Here is a 13731-nt window from a genome sequence, read left to right as displayed (position 1 = left end):
ATGCTGATAAGTCGCGGCTTCATGCATTTAATTTATAACCGCTAAGGGTTGCCACCTAGACGGACCTTTCCGGCCGTCTTGGGCAAAGCCTGGCTTTCGAGGTAGTTCCACAGCGCCTGCGCCGGGTTCTTGGCTGCAGTCTTGGTGGTTGGCCGCTCGCGGTAGACCCGCAAGTCCATCGTCATCTCCAGGCCGGGGCCGGCGCTGACCAGCTTTTTCACGCGTAATTCTTTCTTGACGGCGCTTAATGGCAGGAAGGCAATGCCGTGGCCTTCGAGCGCCATCGCCTTCAGGCCTTCGGCCATGTCGGTCTCGTAGACCCGGTCCAGGTGGATGGCGGTGCTGGACTGCTTGAGGATCAGGTCCACCACGCGGCCCAGGTAGGCACCGGGTGCATAACCGAGGTAAGGCAGCGGCTGGCCGGCGCGTCCCGGCAGGCGGTACAGCGGCGCGCCGTCGGCATCGACCTTGACGAAAGGCGCCAGCACCTCCTGCCCCAGGCTGATCATCTCGTAACGGTCGGCGTCAAGCTGAAAAGGCTGCGAATCATGGTGGTAGGCGATCAGCAAATCGCAACTGCCCTCGACCAGCCGCAGCACCGCGTCGTGCACGTTGAGTGCGATCAGCCGGCTCTTGATGGGCCCGAATTTCTCGCGCAGGCTGCTGACCCAGGCCGGAAAAAAAGTGAAGGCCAACGAATGCGGCACGGCGAACTCGATCACGTCCTGCCCGGCCGAGTTGTGGCCGCGCAGCATGGCACGCGTCGATTGCAGGCCCTGCAGCATCTCCAGCGACTGGCTGTACAGCGTTTCGCCGGCGGGGGTCAGTCGCGTCGGGTAAGAGCTGCGGTCCACCAGGTCGGTGCCGGCCCAGGCCTCCAGCGCCTGGATGCGCCGCGAAAACGCCGGTTGCGTCACGTGGCGCAGCGTCGCCGAGCGACTGAAGCTCCGGGTTTCAGCGAGACTGACAAAATCTTCCAGCCATTTGGTTTCCATGGCTTGAATTATGCGAGTTGGCAACGCGCTTGTATCTACGGAAATCCCGAAGGACGACGGCAGCCGGAGTCCCCGGGCCTCAAATTGCTATCAAATATATAGCTGACTCCGCATTCGCGACAAGGGCCAGAAGCCCAAAACCCTTGAAGATTATTCGGAACTCTGCTGCAGCGCCCACATCGCTGCATAACGCCCACCCAGGCCCAGGAGGGCCGCGTGGGTGCCGCGCTCGACGATCTGGCCGGCTTCCATCACCAGGATTTCGTGCGCATCCACGACCGTAGACAGCCGGTGCGCAATCACCAACGTGGTCTTGTTTTCCGCGATGCTGCGCAGCTCGGCCTGGATCGCGCGTTCGTTGGCCGAGTCCAGCGCCGAGGTGGCCTCGTCAAAAATCATGAGCGGCGGGTTCTTCAGCAGGGTGCGGGCGATGGCCACGCGCTGCTTCTCGCCGCCGGACAGTTTCAGGCCGCGCTCGCCGACCATGGTGGCATAACCAGCGGGCGTGGAGCTGATGAAGTCGTGGATGCGGGCGGCGCGCGCGGCTTCTTCCACCTGGGCGCGGCTGGCACCGGGCTGGCCGTAGGCAATGTTGTATTCGACCGTGTCGTTGAACAGCACGGTGTCCTGCGGCACGATGCCTATTGCCTGACGCACGCTGGCCTGGGTCACCTGCGTGATGTCCTGGCCGGCGATGGTGATATGGCCCTGCTGCACGTCGTAGAAACGAAACAGCAGGCGCGCCAGCGTGGACTTGCCGGCGCCCGAGGAACCCACCACCGCCACCGTTTTGCCCGGTGGAATCTCGAAGCTGATGTTGTGCAGAATGGGCCGCGACGCCTCGTAAGCGAAGCTGACGTTTTCAAAACGCACCGCCGGTGAGGTTTGCAGGGCCAGCGCCGGCGCGCCGGGCTGGTCGGCGATCTCGCGCTCTTTTTCCATCAAGGTGAACATCTTGGACAGGTCGGTCAGGCTTTGCTTGATCTCGCGATATAGCACGCCCAGGAAACCGAGCGGAATGTAGAGCTGGATCATGAAGGCGTTGACCATGACCAGGTCGCCCAGCGTCATGCGGCCGTCGACCACGCCTTGCGTCGCGCGCCAGAGCATGGCCACCAGGCCGGCGGCAATGATCAGCTGCTGGCCGGTGTTGAGCAAACTCAGCGTGGTCTGGCTCTTGACGGCGGCGCGTCGGTAACGGATCAGGTTTTCGTCGTAACGCTTCGCCTCGAAGTCCTCGTTGTTGAAGTACTTGACGGTTTCGTAGTTGAGCAGCGAGTCGATGGCGCGGCTATGCGCCGAGGAGTCGAGTTCGTTCATCTCCTTGCGGAACTTGGTGCGCCACTCGGTCACCGTGACGGTGAAGGTGATGTAAAACACCAGCGCAATGATGGTGATGCCGGCAAACCAGATGTCGAATTTGACCGCCAGCAGGGTCAGCACCAGCGTGACTTCGATCAGCGTCGGGATGATGCTGTACAACGAATACGAGATCAGCGAATGCACGCCGCGCGTGCCGCGCTCGATGTCGCGTGTCATGCCGCCGGTCTGGCGCTCCAGGTGAAAACGCAGGCTCAGCGCATGCAGATGCCGGAACACTTCAAGCGAGATGCGCCGCGCCGCGCCTTCGGTGGCCTTGGCAAACACCAGTTCGCGCAGTTCGGTGAACAGGGACGTGGACAAGCGCAGCAACCCGTAACCGACCAGCAACGCAGCCGGCACCACCAGCACGACCTGCACGTCACCGGGTTTGAAGCTCATCGCATCGACCAGGTTTTTCAGCAGCAGCGGCACGCCGACGTTGGCGACCTTGGCGCCGACCATGAAGGCCAGCGCTGCCAGCACCCGCCATTTGTAATCCCACAGGTAGGGAAACAGGCGTTGCAGCGTGGCCCAGTCGGAGCGGTTCAATTCGGGGGGTGGGGCTGCGCCGGGGGCTTTGGGCGCTTCGGTCGCGGGGGCATAAGAGCGCATCGGAGACAATTGTCCTGTTGTTTCAATTTTTCACTACCGATTGTGCCTATGTCCACCGAATCCAGCCTCCCCCATGACCCTTTGAGCGTCAAGCTGCCGCTGGACAAGGAACTGGTGCTCAAGGTCATCCCGATGCCGGCTGACTGCAATGCCAACGGCGACATCTTCGGCGGCTGGGTCATGGCCCAGGTCGATCTGGCCGGCTCGGTGATCCCGGCGCGTTATGCCGAAGGCCGCATGGCCACGGTGGCGGTCAACGAGTTCATCTTCAAGCAGCCGGTGCGTGTCGGCGACATTCTGTCTTTTTATTCAGAGTTGACCCGGATTGGCCGCACCTCGATGACGGTCAAGGTCGAGGTGTATGCGGAGCGCTTTCACTCCCAGGGGCGTTACATCAAGGTGACTGAAGCCAGCGTGACCTACGTGGCGATCGACGATGCGGGCCAGCCGCGGCCGGTGCCACCCTCCTCGCTGCCGCGTCCGCAATAATTCGCTATCTTTTGGATAGCTGTCTGCGCTTGCCAGACAAGGGCCAACGGCCTATTTCATCATCAAAACTTGCCGTGTCGGCCTTGGCCCCCGGCAAAACGCGCTGCGCCCTGCAGACCCTCGCCCAAACATTCCCGGCCCCCGTCCCACTCCTGCTTGAGCGCCTGCGGCAAGGGCAAATCCCACTGCGTGTATGCACTTTGGCGATCAGCCAGCATGGTCTTCTGCGGAAAAGCCGCGAGCTGCTGCGCCAATGCCAGCGCCGCCTCACGCGCTGTGCCGCGCGGCACCACCCGGTTGCACAGCCCGATCTGCAAGGCTTCGGCAGCTTCAACCTTGCGGCCGGTCAGGATCAAATCCATCGCATGGCCCATTCCGACCAGGCGCGGCAGCCGCACCGTGCCGCCGTCGATCAATGGCACGCCGAAACGTCGGCAATAGACGCCGAAGTAGGCGTCGTCCTCCATCACCCGCATGTCGCACCACAAGGCGAGCTCCATGCCGCCAGCGACGGCCGCGCCGCTGACGGCCGCGATCACCGGTTTGGACAGCAGCAGGCGCGAGGGGCCCATGGGCCCGGCCGGGTTGCGGTCTTGCGCCTGAAACTCCAGCTCCGCAAACACCGCCGATTCACCACCCTGGGCTTCGCGCAGCATCTTCGCGCCGAACTGCAAATCCCAGCCGGCACAGAAATGCCCGTTCGCGCCGTGGAACACTGCGACTTTTGCGCTGTCATCGGCATCAAAGGCCAGAAAAGCCTGGTACAGCGCACGCGCATGCTCGCTGTCCACCGCATTGCGCACGTCCGGGCGGTCCAGCGTGATAACTGTGACCTCACCGTCCTTTTCAATATGTACTGTCACTTTTGATCTCCCCACCAGCCGACACGCGGCGCCGCCAGACAGGCAGCGAGTTCCTCGGCAGTCACATTGATTTCCATTCGCAGCAAGGCCGCCGCCATGGACTTGCCCAGGTTGTCCAGTCGCAGGTTGCGCGCACCGCCACCCTGTAGCGCGTCGTGCAGCACCAGCTTGATCGCCAGGATGTTGGGCAGCGGCCAGCACTCGATGCGGCCGGGGAGCCAGGGCGCGAAATGTTCCGCCGCCCGCTGCGCCGTCACCTCGCGCACCAATACGGCGTAACCGGCTGAATTCCAGGCAAACACGCCAAAGTCCACCCAGTCAGCCTTGTCGCCGCTGCGCGCATGGGCCAGATCAGCCAGCCGGATTTTCTGTACGGACGCACTCATGTCTGCAGCACCTCCACGCGGGTGCGAGATTCAACAGCCTTGCGGTCCATCAGCGCCGGCCAGATGCCCAGCAACTCGCTGCTGTTGTGCAGGCCCTGAAAGCCACAGGTGTAGGCCGGCCCGCTCAGCGCCATCCACGGAAACAGCCGACCGAAACCGTCAGCGGCCTTTTTGTCGCGCGTGCGCAGCACCATGCGCACCCAGACCTCGTTCAACTCCGTCAGCGCTTTTGCATCGGGCAGCGGCGCCAGCGCGCCGTGCGCAGAGTTCAAGCCCGGAAATTCAACAAACAGCGCTTCGTGCGGCACCGCCTTGTCGGCCAGTTGCGCTTTCACCATCTCCACTGCAGCCAGCGCCTTGTCGTAGGCATCGGGCCAGCTGAAGCCCCAAGTCACCTCGGCCTTGAAGCCGTCGCGGTAGCCGCCCACCACCTTGAGCTGCTCCGGGCGCGCATGGCCGGTCGCGCCCGACATGGATACGCGGTCCTGACCCAGGTCCTTGAGTGTGATGGTGGACAGGTCCAGCACCACATCGGGCGACATATAGGCATGCGGGTTGTGCACCTCATACAGCAGTTGCTGGCGCACCGTGTCGAAGTTGATGCGGCCGCCGGTGCCCGGCGCTTTGGTGATGATGGCACTGCCATCTTCGCTGACCTCGGCAATCGGGTACCCAATGTGGGCCAGGTCGGGAATGGCCTTCCAGGCCTGCAGGCTGCCGAAGTTGCCGCCGCTGCCCTGGCCAGAACATTCGAGCAGATGTCCAACCGCCAGACCCTGGGCCAGACGATTCAGCTCAGACGGTGACGCGGGGTGCTCATCACCCAGGTTCCAGTTGAACTCATGCGCCAGTGGGCCGAGGAAAAGTGCGGCGTCAGCGACGCGGCCGGTGATGACAATGTCGGCGCCTTGCTGCAGCGCAGAAATGACAGGCCGCGCACCGAGGTAAGCGTTGGCAAACACCATGCGATCACGCACCGCATCAAACGCGGCGCCACTGAACATATGCGGCGGCGCCAGGCCATCGACCTCTTTCAGGACCTCATCACCTGTCACAACGGCGACGCGCGCGGACCAGCCTTTGGCCGCAAAAGCGGCCCGGACCGCAGCCGCTGCACCGGCCGGATTGAGGCCGCCCGCGTTGCAGACAAAGCGAACTTTTCGCTGCGCCATCGCCGGCCACAAGGCCATCAGGAATGGCACCACGTCCCTAGCGTAGCCCAGTGAGGCGTCGCGCTGCAAATCTTTCTGCAGGATGGCCAGCGTGAGCTCGGCGAGATGGTCGCTGGCGATGTAATGCACACCACCTTTTTCAATGCTCGCGAGCACTGGCTCCCATGCGTCTCCGTAGAAACCCAACCCGGCACCAATCCGGATTGATTTTTTCATTGAATGCAGCTCATGATCAACCCCGTCAAATTTCAAACCCGAAAAAAAACCGCGCCCGAACAGTTTTCAACTGAGGGCTATTTTTACCAAGCGTCTGCTTGGTAAAAATTTATTGTGGAGTAAATGTGCAGTTATTGCAATTGATCATCGACGGCACCGCGCAAGGCTGTATTTACGGGCTGATCGCCCTGGGTTTTGTCCTCATCTACAAGGCCACCGAAACCGTGAGCTTCGCCCAGGGTGAGCTCATGATGCTGGGCGCTTTCGGCGGCCTGGCCTGCATGACCATGCTGGGCTTTCCTTACTGGCTGGCCATCCTCAGCTCGATTGCCGGGATGGCCCTGTTCGGCGTGTTGCTGGAGCGGCTGGTGATACGGCCGATCCTGGGCCAGCCGGCGTTTTCCATCGTGATGCTGACAATCGGGGTCGGCTACACAGCGCGCGGCCTGATCACCATGATTCCGGGCATTGGCACCGAAACCCACACGCTGCCCGTGCCCTACAAGGACCAGATCTGGAACGTCGGCGCGCTGGTTCTCAATGTCGAAAAGATGGCCGTCATCGGCACCACCGCAGTGTTGTGCCTGGTGCTGTTTGCGGCGTTCAAGTACAGCAAGATCGGTATCGCGATGCAGGCGTCCTCGCAAAACCAGCTGGCCGCCTACTACATGGGCATTCCGGTCAAGCGCATCAACGGCCTGGTGTGGGGTCTGGCTGCTGCGGTCGCGGCCGTCGCCGGTCTGCTGCTCGCGCCCATCACCTTTGTGCACGCCAACATGGGTTTCATCGGCCTGAAGGCTTTCCCGGCAGCGGTGGTCGGCGGCTTCGGCAGCTTGCCCGGCGCCATTGTCGGCGGCCTGGTCATCGGCATTGTCGAATCAATGGCCGGCTTTTACGCGCCGGACGGCATCAAGGACATCGCCGCCTATGTGGTGGTGCTGATCATGCTGATGGTCAAGCCCAGTGGTTTGTTCGGCGAGAAGCTCCGGAAAAAAGTATGACCAAAAGACAGCGCAACGCGTACACGATGGAAAGACCAAGTCACCGCGGAACCGGCTTTGCCGGGCCGCAGGTGGCGCCCCCCCTGGGGGGAGGCGCCGAAGGCGCTTCGGGGGGGCTATGAGGTTTATCTTCAAGACCGACTACGGGCAGGACATCAAGCTTGCCAAACACGGCGGGCATGTGTTCTGGTACGGCGCATTGATGCTGCTGCTGGTAGCGGCGCCCTGGCTGTTTGCCGAATACTGGCTGGCGCAGCTGACTTTCATCCTGATCTATTCCATTGCCGGCCTCGGGCTGATGCTGCTGGCGGGTTTTACCGGGCTGTTCTCCCTCGGGCATGCGGCCTTTCTCGGTGTCGGTGCTTACACGCAGGCGGTCATGACCAATGCCGGCGTGCCGTTCCCGATTGCGCTGGCCTGCGCTGCGGGCCTGTCGGCCGCCGTGGGCCTGGTGGTCGGACTGCCGGCGTTGCGCGTCAAGGGTATTTATCTCGGCATGGCAACACTGTCCTTCGGTTTCATCGTCGAGGAGGTGTTTGCGCGTTGGGAAAAAGTCACTGGCGGCAACGCCGGTATTCACATCAAGGCGCCAGACATGTTCGGCTGGAAGCTGGACAGCGGCGAATCCTTTTATTTCCTCTGTCTGGTGCTGGCGGTTGGCTCCACGCTGGCCATCCTGAACCTGCTGCGTTCACCGACCGGTCGCGCTTTTGTGGCGATTCGCGATTCGGAAATTTCCGCGCAGAGCATGGGTATCCATCTGGCGCGTTACAAAACCCTGTCGTTTGCGCTGTCGGCGGCGCTCGCCGGTATTGCCGGCGCCCTGTATGCACACAAGCTGCAATTCATCTCGCCCGAGCAGTTCAACATCCTGCAGTCGATTGACTTGCTGCTGATGATTGTGGTTGGCGGCGTCGGCTCTGTGCATGGCGCTTTCCTGGGTGCCATCTTCCTGATCTCGATGCCGCAGGCGATTGCGTTGGTCAAGGACTACCTGCCCGCTGCCATCGGCCAGGCGCCCGGACTGCAGGGCGTGGTGTACGGCATGGTGCTGATCGCCTTTGTGCTGTTTGAGCCGCTTGGCCTGTACGGCCGCTGGCTCAAGATCCGCACCTACCTGCAGACTTTCCCGTTCTACCGCAAGGGCATGTTCAAGCGGCAGAAATCCTTCCAAAAATCGGACAGACTGAAATGACCCCCACGCTCGTCGCTTCGCGTACTTCGCTGCCCCCCGAGGGGGCTAATTTTTCTAGGGGCGGCCCGTCGGAAAATTTCGTCATGCTCAAGGCGTACACCTATGAATGACGCTCTGTTGTCGGCGCGCAACCTCAGTGTCCGTTTCGGCGGCGTACTGGCCGTCAACAACGTCAGCTTCGATGTGAAGCAGGGCGAGGTGTTCACCCTGATCGGGCCCAACGGTGCGGGCAAGACCACGGTGTTCAACCTGATCAGTCGCATCTACACGCCCACCACTGGCGAGATTGACTACATGGGCGCCAAGCTCACCGACCAGCCACCGCACAAGATCGCCGCGCTGGGCATCGCCCGCACCTTCCAGAACATCGAGTTGTTTGAACATGCCACGGTGCTGCACAACCTGTTGATCGGTCGGCACACGCACCGGCAAACCGGCGTATGGAGCGAAATTTTCTTCACCCAAAAAACCCGTGACGCCGAAATCCAGGCACGAGAAAAAGCCGAGCAGGTCATCGACTTCCTGGACCTGCAGCACCACCGCGACTCCTATGTCGCCGGCCTGCCCTACGGCGTGCGCAAGGTGGTGGAGCTGGCCCGCGCGCTGTGCACCGAGCCCAAGCTGCTGTTGCTCGACGAACCTTCCTCCGGCCTGAATGTGGAAGAAACCGACGACATGGCTTTCTGGATCCAGGACATCAAGAACGAACTGGGCATCACGGTATTGATGGTGGAACATGACATGACGCTGGTTTCCAAGGTCTCCGACCGGGTGCTGGCCATGAACCAGGGCGAAGTGCTGGCCATGGGTACGCCGCGCGAGGTGCAGAACGACCCCGGCGTGATCGAGGCCTACCTGGGCTCCATTGACGACGTCTCGTCGCTGCGCCGCCAGCACAAAACCGTCGATGTGCATGCAGGGGTGCGTTCATGAGCCGCCGGGCCGCTCCCAAGGCGAATACCGCAGCTCACAGAGCGGGGGTCATCCAATGAGCGCCGTGCGTCCACCCTTGAGCGACCAGCCCGTGCTCAAGCTGCTCAACGTCGAAAGCTCTTACGGGCCGATCAAAGCCATTCGCGGCGTCAGTCTGCAGGTGCGGCGCGGCGAGATCGCCACGGTGCTGGGCTCCAATGGCGCTGGCAAGACGACCATCCTGAAAACCATCTCCGGCATCATCGACCCGCGCAAGGGCTCAATTGAGTTCAAGGGCGGCAACATCACCGCGCAAGACCCGGCCTACATCGTGCAGCAGGGCCTGAGCCATGTGCCCGAAGGCCGCGAGGTGTTCCCGCTGCTCAGCGTGCGCGACAACCTGCTGATGGGCGCTTACACCCGCAAGGACCGCGACGGCGTGGCCAAGGACATTGAAGCCGTGTTTGGCTACTTCCCCATCCTGCGCGAGCGGGCTTTGCAGGACGCCGGCCTGCTGTCGGGCGGACAGCAGCAGATGCTGTCGATCTCGCGCGCGCTGATGGCCTCGCCCGACCTGATCCTGCTCGACGAACCCAGCCTGGGCCTGTCCCCCAAGCTGACCAAGGAAATCTTCGAGATCGTGGTGCGCATCAACCGCGAGCGCGGCACGACGATTTTGCTGGTCGAACAAAACGCCAACATGGCCCTGAACGCCTCCGACTACGGCTACGTCCTGGAAAACGGCCGCATCGTGATGGAAGACACCTGCGCCAGGCTGCGGGAAAAGGAAGACATCAAGGAGTTCTACCTGGGCATGAAGGAAGACGGTGTGCGCAGCGAGCGTCGCTGGAAGAAGAAGAAGACGTGGCGATGAAGAATATGTTTCCCAGAGCTCAATCCACCGGCTTGTGTCATTGCGGACTTGATCCGCAATCCATGTCTCTTGAACCCAATTTGCAGGCGCGGCATGGATCCCGGATCGAGTCCGGGATGACAGCCGTGTGGAGAAACCTATGAGCAACCTCTGGGACCTCTCCCACATCCAGCCCGAAACCCGTGTGGTGCTTGAAGGAGAGACCATTCCGGCGCTGTTCTGGAACGGTGTGGCGCAGCGTCAGGACAAGGTCTGGATGCGGCAGAAAAAACTCGGCATCTGGCGCAGCTGGAGCTGGAACCAGACCGGTGAAGCGGTCAGCGAGATCGCTGGTGGCCTGATGAGCCTGGGCTTTGCACCCGGCGAATGCGCGTCCATCCTGTCGAACACCGTCATCGAATGGGTGCTGGCCGACCTGGCGGTGCTCAGTTGCGGCGGTGTGGCCAACGGCATCTACCCGACTGACGCGGCTTCCCAGGTGCACTACCTCTGTGAGGACTCTGCTACCCGCATCCTCTTCGTCGAAGACGACGAGCAACTCGACAAGGCGCTTGAAGTGCGCAGCCAGCTCCCCGGCCTGCGCAAGATCGTGGTGTTTGACATGGAAGGCCTGCGCGAGCTGAACGAACCCGACGTCATCAGCCTGGCGGCCGTTCGCGAACTCGGCCGCAGCTACCTGGCGCAGCACGCGGGAGCGGTCGCGATGCGTGTGGCCGCCTGCCGACCCGAAGACCTGGCCATTCTGGTCTATACCTCGGGCACCACCGGCAAGCCCAAAGGCGCGATGCACAACCACAAGGGCCTGGTGTTCACTGCGCGCGGCTACAACACGCTGGTGGCGCAAGACGAAAACGACGAACGCATGTGTTTTCTGCCGCTGTGCCACATTGCCGAGCGCATGGGCGGCGAATATTTTGCGCTGTACACCGGAGCGAAACTCAACTTTGTCGAAAACCCCGAAACCATCCCGGAGAACGTGCGCGAGATCGCACCCACAGTGTTCACCGCCGTGCCGCGCGTCTGGGAAAAGTTCTACTCGGGCGTGATGATTTCGCTCAAGGAAGCCAGTCGTTTGCAACAAGCCGCCTACGCCTGGGGCATAGGTGTGGGCACCGAGATTGCCGACAGGGTGATGGCCGGTGAAACCGTGAGCGGCTGGCTCAAAGTCAAGTTCACAATTGCGCGCTGGATCGCGCTGGACAATGCGAGAAAACTCATTGGCATCCACCGCGCACGTTTTTGCGTGACCGGCGCCGCACCGATTTCGCCAGAACTCGTCAAGTGGTACATGGCGCTCGGCGTTCCGATGCTGGAGGTCTGGGGCATGACGGAAACCTGCGGTGCCGCCACCGGTGTGCCGGCCAGTCGCATCAAGCCCGGCTCGATTGGTCCAGCGGCTGGTTACAACGAGGTCAAACTCGATCCGGCGACGGGGGAAATTCTGGTGCGCGGCACCAATGTCTTCATGGGCTATCTGAACCTGCCGGAGAAAACCGCTGAAACCATAGACGCAGACGGCTGGTTGCACACCGGCGATGTGGGCCTGGTGGACGAAGAAGGTTTTTACCGCATCACTGACCGCATGAAGGACATCATCATCACGGCCGGCGGCAAAAACGTGACCCCCAGCGAGCTTGAAAACGAACTCAAGTTTTCGCCCTATGTCACCGACGCTGTGGTCATCGGCGACAAGCGGCCTTACCTCACCGCCATCATCATGATCGACCAGGAAAACGTCGAAAAATATGCGCAGGACAACGATGTGCCATTCAGCAACTACCAGAGCCTGACCCGTTCGGCGGAGGTGCAGGAGCTGATTCAGGCCGAGCTGGACCGAGTCAACAAGAAGTTTGCGCGGGTCGAGCAGATCAAGAAATTTTTCCTGCTTGAAACGCAACTGAGCGCTGAAGACGAAGAACTGACACCGACCATGAAACTCAAGCGCAAGCTGGTCGAGAAAAAATACGCCGGGCAGATCGAGGCGATGTACCGTTAAGGACTCTCTGCACAACTCCCGCCATGCGCGTTCGGATCCACAACGGGATGATTTGCTTGCCAACACGCCGCGTCGTGTGCCCGAAGGCACACGCAAGGGGTTTGGTGAGGAAAGCGCCCGTTTTGGTCCGAACCCGAAGGGGCGTGGTTTTGCGGGCACGCACGGCTAGGGCCGTGCCTGCCCATAAGGGCTCAAAGGGCTGCAACCGCGACCGCGGTTGCCAGCGCTTCGTTACAAAACCAGGCAAGGCAGAAAGCCTTGCCTTGGGTTTTGCGCCTCACGGCTCATCCCGCAAAAGCCTCGCCGCGCGCGGCGCGAGTTATGCAGAGGGTCCTTAAGTAGTTTCCCTTGCGTAGTTACGCCAGCTTGACTTTCAGAGGCCGGCGTCAAGAATGCATAGTGTTTCGCGCCTGTTGCATGCAGGCGATGCCCCCTTTATTACAGGAGACTTTCATGACATTTAAAACCACACTGACACTGGCTGTGCTGGCACTGGCCGCCGGTCAGGGCATGGCCCAGCAGGGCGTGAGCAAAACCGAAATCACCCTCGGTTCGATCCAGGACCTGTCCGGCCCGATTGCGGGTTTCGGCAAGCAGGCGCGGCTGGGCATGTTGTTGCGGGTCGACGAGATCAATGAGCAAGGCGGCATCAACGGCCGCAAACTCAAGATCATCGTGGAAGACTCGGCCTACGACCCCAAGAAGGCCGTGCTGGCAGCCCAGAAGCTGGTCAACCAGGACAAGATTTTCATGATGGTCGGCCACATCGGCACGGCGCAGAATCTGGCCGCCATGCCGGTCCAGTTCGATAAGAATGTGATCAACTTTTTCCCGATCACCGCAGCGCGCGAGATGTACGAGCCCTTCCACAAGCTCAAGTACTCCTTCGCCGCCACCTACTTCGACCAAATGCGCAATGCAGCACCTAAACTGGTCAAGGAAAAAGGCATCAAGAAAGTCTGCACCATGTACCAGGACGACGAGTTCGGCCTGGAAGTCATGCGCGGCGGGGAGGCCGGCCTGAAAAGCATAGGCATGGAGTTCGCCGAAAAGACATCCTACAAGCGCGGTGCGACTGATTTTTCATCCCAAGTTGCCAAGATGAAGTCCTCGGGCTGCGACATGGTGGTGCTCGGCACCATCATCCGCGAAACCATTGGCGCCATCGGCGAGTCACGCAAGACCGGCTTCAATCCGATTTTTCTGGGCTCCAGTGCGGCCTACACCGACCTGATTCACAAGCTGGGTGGCCCGGCGATGAACGGCTTGTATGCCACCATGACGGTGCAAAACCCCTACCTGGATGAGGCGTCACAGCCGATCCGGTTCTGGGCCAACAAGTACAAAACCAAATTCAACGAAGACCCCACCGTGTTCTCGGTCTACGGCTACAACATCATCGACATCTTTGCCAAAGCGGCCCAGAAGGCGGGAGCCAACCTGTCGACCGACAGCTTCATCAAGGTGATGGACACCATGGTTGTCCCGCCAGACATGTTTGGCAGCGCGCAAGCCACCTACACCTCCACCAAGCGTCTTGGCAGCGATGCATCGCGGCTGTCGCAAATCACCGAGGGCAAATGGAAGCCGGTGTCCGAGTACATCAAGTAAGCCGCCACGCAGCTTGCCAAAAACAAAGCCACCCTCGGGTGGCTTTT

The 13731-nt window shown here is 61.3% G+C and carries 12 protein-coding genes; 7 read left to right on the top strand and 5 right to left on the bottom strand.

The genetic code is table 11. The features are described 5' to 3' along the window. Positions 1-41: 41 nt before the first annotated feature. Together IEX16_RS07550 and IEX16_RS07545 are read right to left on the bottom strand one after the other, a co-directional pair. Complete coding sequence (locus tag IEX16_RS07550; protein WP_188707740.1) at positions 42-995, bottom strand: LysR substrate-binding domain-containing protein; 954 nt, start codon at positions 993-995, stop codon at positions 42-44. A gap of 150 nt (positions 996-1145) precedes the next feature. Next, a complete protein-coding gene (locus IEX16_RS07545; RefSeq protein WP_188707739.1) occupies positions 1146-2969 on the bottom strand; it encodes an ABCB family ABC transporter ATP-binding protein/permease in 1824 nt (607 codons plus the stop codon). A gap of 48 nt (positions 2970-3017) precedes the next feature. Here IEX16_RS07545 and IEX16_RS07540 point away from each other — a divergent pair, with 48 nt between their 5' ends. Continuing rightward, a complete protein-coding gene (locus tag IEX16_RS07540; RefSeq protein ID WP_188707738.1) occupies positions 3018-3458 on the top strand; it encodes an acyl-CoA thioesterase in 441 nt (146 codons plus the stop codon). A 62-nt stretch (positions 3459-3520) separates the two neighbouring features. On the opposite strand, the gene IEX16_RS07535 is transcribed toward IEX16_RS07540, so the two are convergent. Genes IEX16_RS07535 through IEX16_RS07525 form a run of 3 tightly spaced genes read right to left on the bottom strand, consistent with a single transcriptional unit; the run spans position 3521 to position 6095 of the window. Beyond that, on the bottom strand, positions 3521-4321 hold the full coding sequence (locus tag IEX16_RS07535; protein ID WP_188707737.1) for a crotonase/enoyl-CoA hydratase family protein: 801 nt from the start codon (positions 4319-4321) through the stop codon (positions 3521-3523). Continuing rightward, complete coding sequence (locus IEX16_RS07530; RefSeq protein WP_188707736.1) at positions 4318-4707, bottom strand: AtuA-related protein; 390 nt, start codon at positions 4705-4707, stop codon at positions 4318-4320. The genes IEX16_RS07535 and IEX16_RS07530 overlap by 4 nt, the downstream gene beginning before the upstream one ends. Then, the gene (locus IEX16_RS07525; RefSeq protein WP_188707735.1) at positions 4704-6095 is read right to left on the bottom strand and encodes an acyclic terpene utilization AtuA family protein; all 1392 of its coding nucleotides are present in this window, start codon (positions 6093-6095) and stop codon (positions 4704-4706) included. The genes IEX16_RS07530 and IEX16_RS07525 overlap by 4 nt, the downstream gene beginning before the upstream one ends. 125 nt (positions 6096-6220) lie before the next feature. Between IEX16_RS07525 and IEX16_RS07520 the strand changes: the two genes are divergently transcribed. From IEX16_RS07520 to IEX16_RS07495, 6 genes are all read left to right on the top strand, one after another. Then, on the top strand, positions 6221-7096 hold the full coding sequence (locus tag IEX16_RS07520) for a branched-chain amino acid ABC transporter permease (protein WP_188707734.1): 876 nt from the start codon (positions 6221-6223) through the stop codon (positions 7094-7096). A 118-nt stretch (positions 7097-7214) separates the two neighbouring features. Continuing rightward, the gene (locus IEX16_RS07515; protein WP_188707733.1) at positions 7215-8291 is read left to right on the top strand and encodes a branched-chain amino acid ABC transporter permease; all 1077 of its coding nucleotides are present in this window, start codon (positions 7215-7217) and stop codon (positions 8289-8291) included. Between the two features lie 102 nt (positions 8292-8393). After that, on the top strand, positions 8394-9224 hold the full coding sequence (locus IEX16_RS07510; RefSeq protein WP_188707732.1) for an ABC transporter ATP-binding protein: 831 nt from the start codon (positions 8394-8396) through the stop codon (positions 9222-9224). A gap of 55 nt (positions 9225-9279) precedes the next feature. Next, complete coding sequence (locus tag IEX16_RS07505; RefSeq protein ID WP_188707731.1) at positions 9280-10077, top strand: ABC transporter ATP-binding protein; 798 nt, start codon at positions 9280-9282, stop codon at positions 10075-10077. Between the two features lie 139 nt (positions 10078-10216). Beyond that, complete coding sequence (locus IEX16_RS07500) at positions 10217-12073, top strand: AMP-dependent synthetase/ligase (RefSeq protein WP_188707730.1); 1857 nt, start codon at positions 10217-10219, stop codon at positions 12071-12073. A 453-nt stretch (positions 12074-12526) separates the two neighbouring features. Continuing rightward, positions 12527-13684, top strand: a complete 1158-nt coding sequence (locus IEX16_RS07495; protein ID WP_188707729.1) for an ABC transporter substrate-binding protein — start codon at positions 12527-12529, stop codon at positions 13682-13684. Positions 13685-13731 lie beyond the last annotated feature (47 nt).

It is taken from the genome of Polaromonas eurypsychrophila (assembly GCF_014641715.1).
In the GTDB taxonomy this organism is placed as follows: Bacteria; Pseudomonadota; Gammaproteobacteria; order Burkholderiales; family Burkholderiaceae_C; genus Polaromonas; species Polaromonas eurypsychrophila.
The sequence above is the reverse complement of the archived record's forward strand: the minus strand, read 5'-3'. Positions and strand labels throughout refer to the sequence as shown.

What these genes read in the sequence shown, in the direction of transcription:
- IEX16_RS07550 (WP_188707740.1), bottom strand. Translation starts at nt 995, where the DNA reads ATGGAAACCAAATGGCTGGAAGATTTTGTCAGTCTCGCTGAAACCCGG.
- IEX16_RS07545 (WP_188707739.1), bottom strand. Translation starts at nt 2,969, where the DNA reads ATGCGCTCTTATGCCCCCGCGACCGAAGCGCCCAAAGCCCCCGGCGCA.
- IEX16_RS07540 (WP_188707738.1), top strand. Translation starts at nt 3,018, where the DNA reads ATGTCCACCGAATCCAGCCTCCCCCATGACCCTTTGAGCGTCAAGCTG.
- IEX16_RS07530 (WP_188707736.1), bottom strand. Translation starts at nt 4,707, where the DNA reads ATGAGTGCGTCCGTACAGAAAATCCGGCTGGCTGATCTGGCCCATGCG.
- IEX16_RS07525 (WP_188707735.1), bottom strand. Translation starts at nt 6,095, where the DNA reads ATGAAAAAATCAATCCGGATTGGTGCCGGGTTGGGTTTCTACGGAGAC.
- IEX16_RS07515 (WP_188707733.1), top strand. Translation starts at nt 7,215, where the DNA reads ATGAGGTTTATCTTCAAGACCGACTACGGGCAGGACATCAAGCTTGCC.
- IEX16_RS07510 (WP_188707732.1), top strand. Translation starts at nt 8,394, where the DNA reads ATGAATGACGCTCTGTTGTCGGCGCGCAACCTCAGTGTCCGTTTCGGC.
- IEX16_RS07505 (WP_188707731.1), top strand. Translation starts at nt 9,280, where the DNA reads ATGAGCGCCGTGCGTCCACCCTTGAGCGACCAGCCCGTGCTCAAGCTG.
- IEX16_RS07500 (WP_188707730.1), top strand. Translation starts at nt 10,217, where the DNA reads ATGAGCAACCTCTGGGACCTCTCCCACATCCAGCCCGAAACCCGTGTG.
- IEX16_RS07495 (WP_188707729.1), top strand. Translation starts at nt 12,527, where the DNA reads ATGACATTTAAAACCACACTGACACTGGCTGTGCTGGCACTGGCCGCC.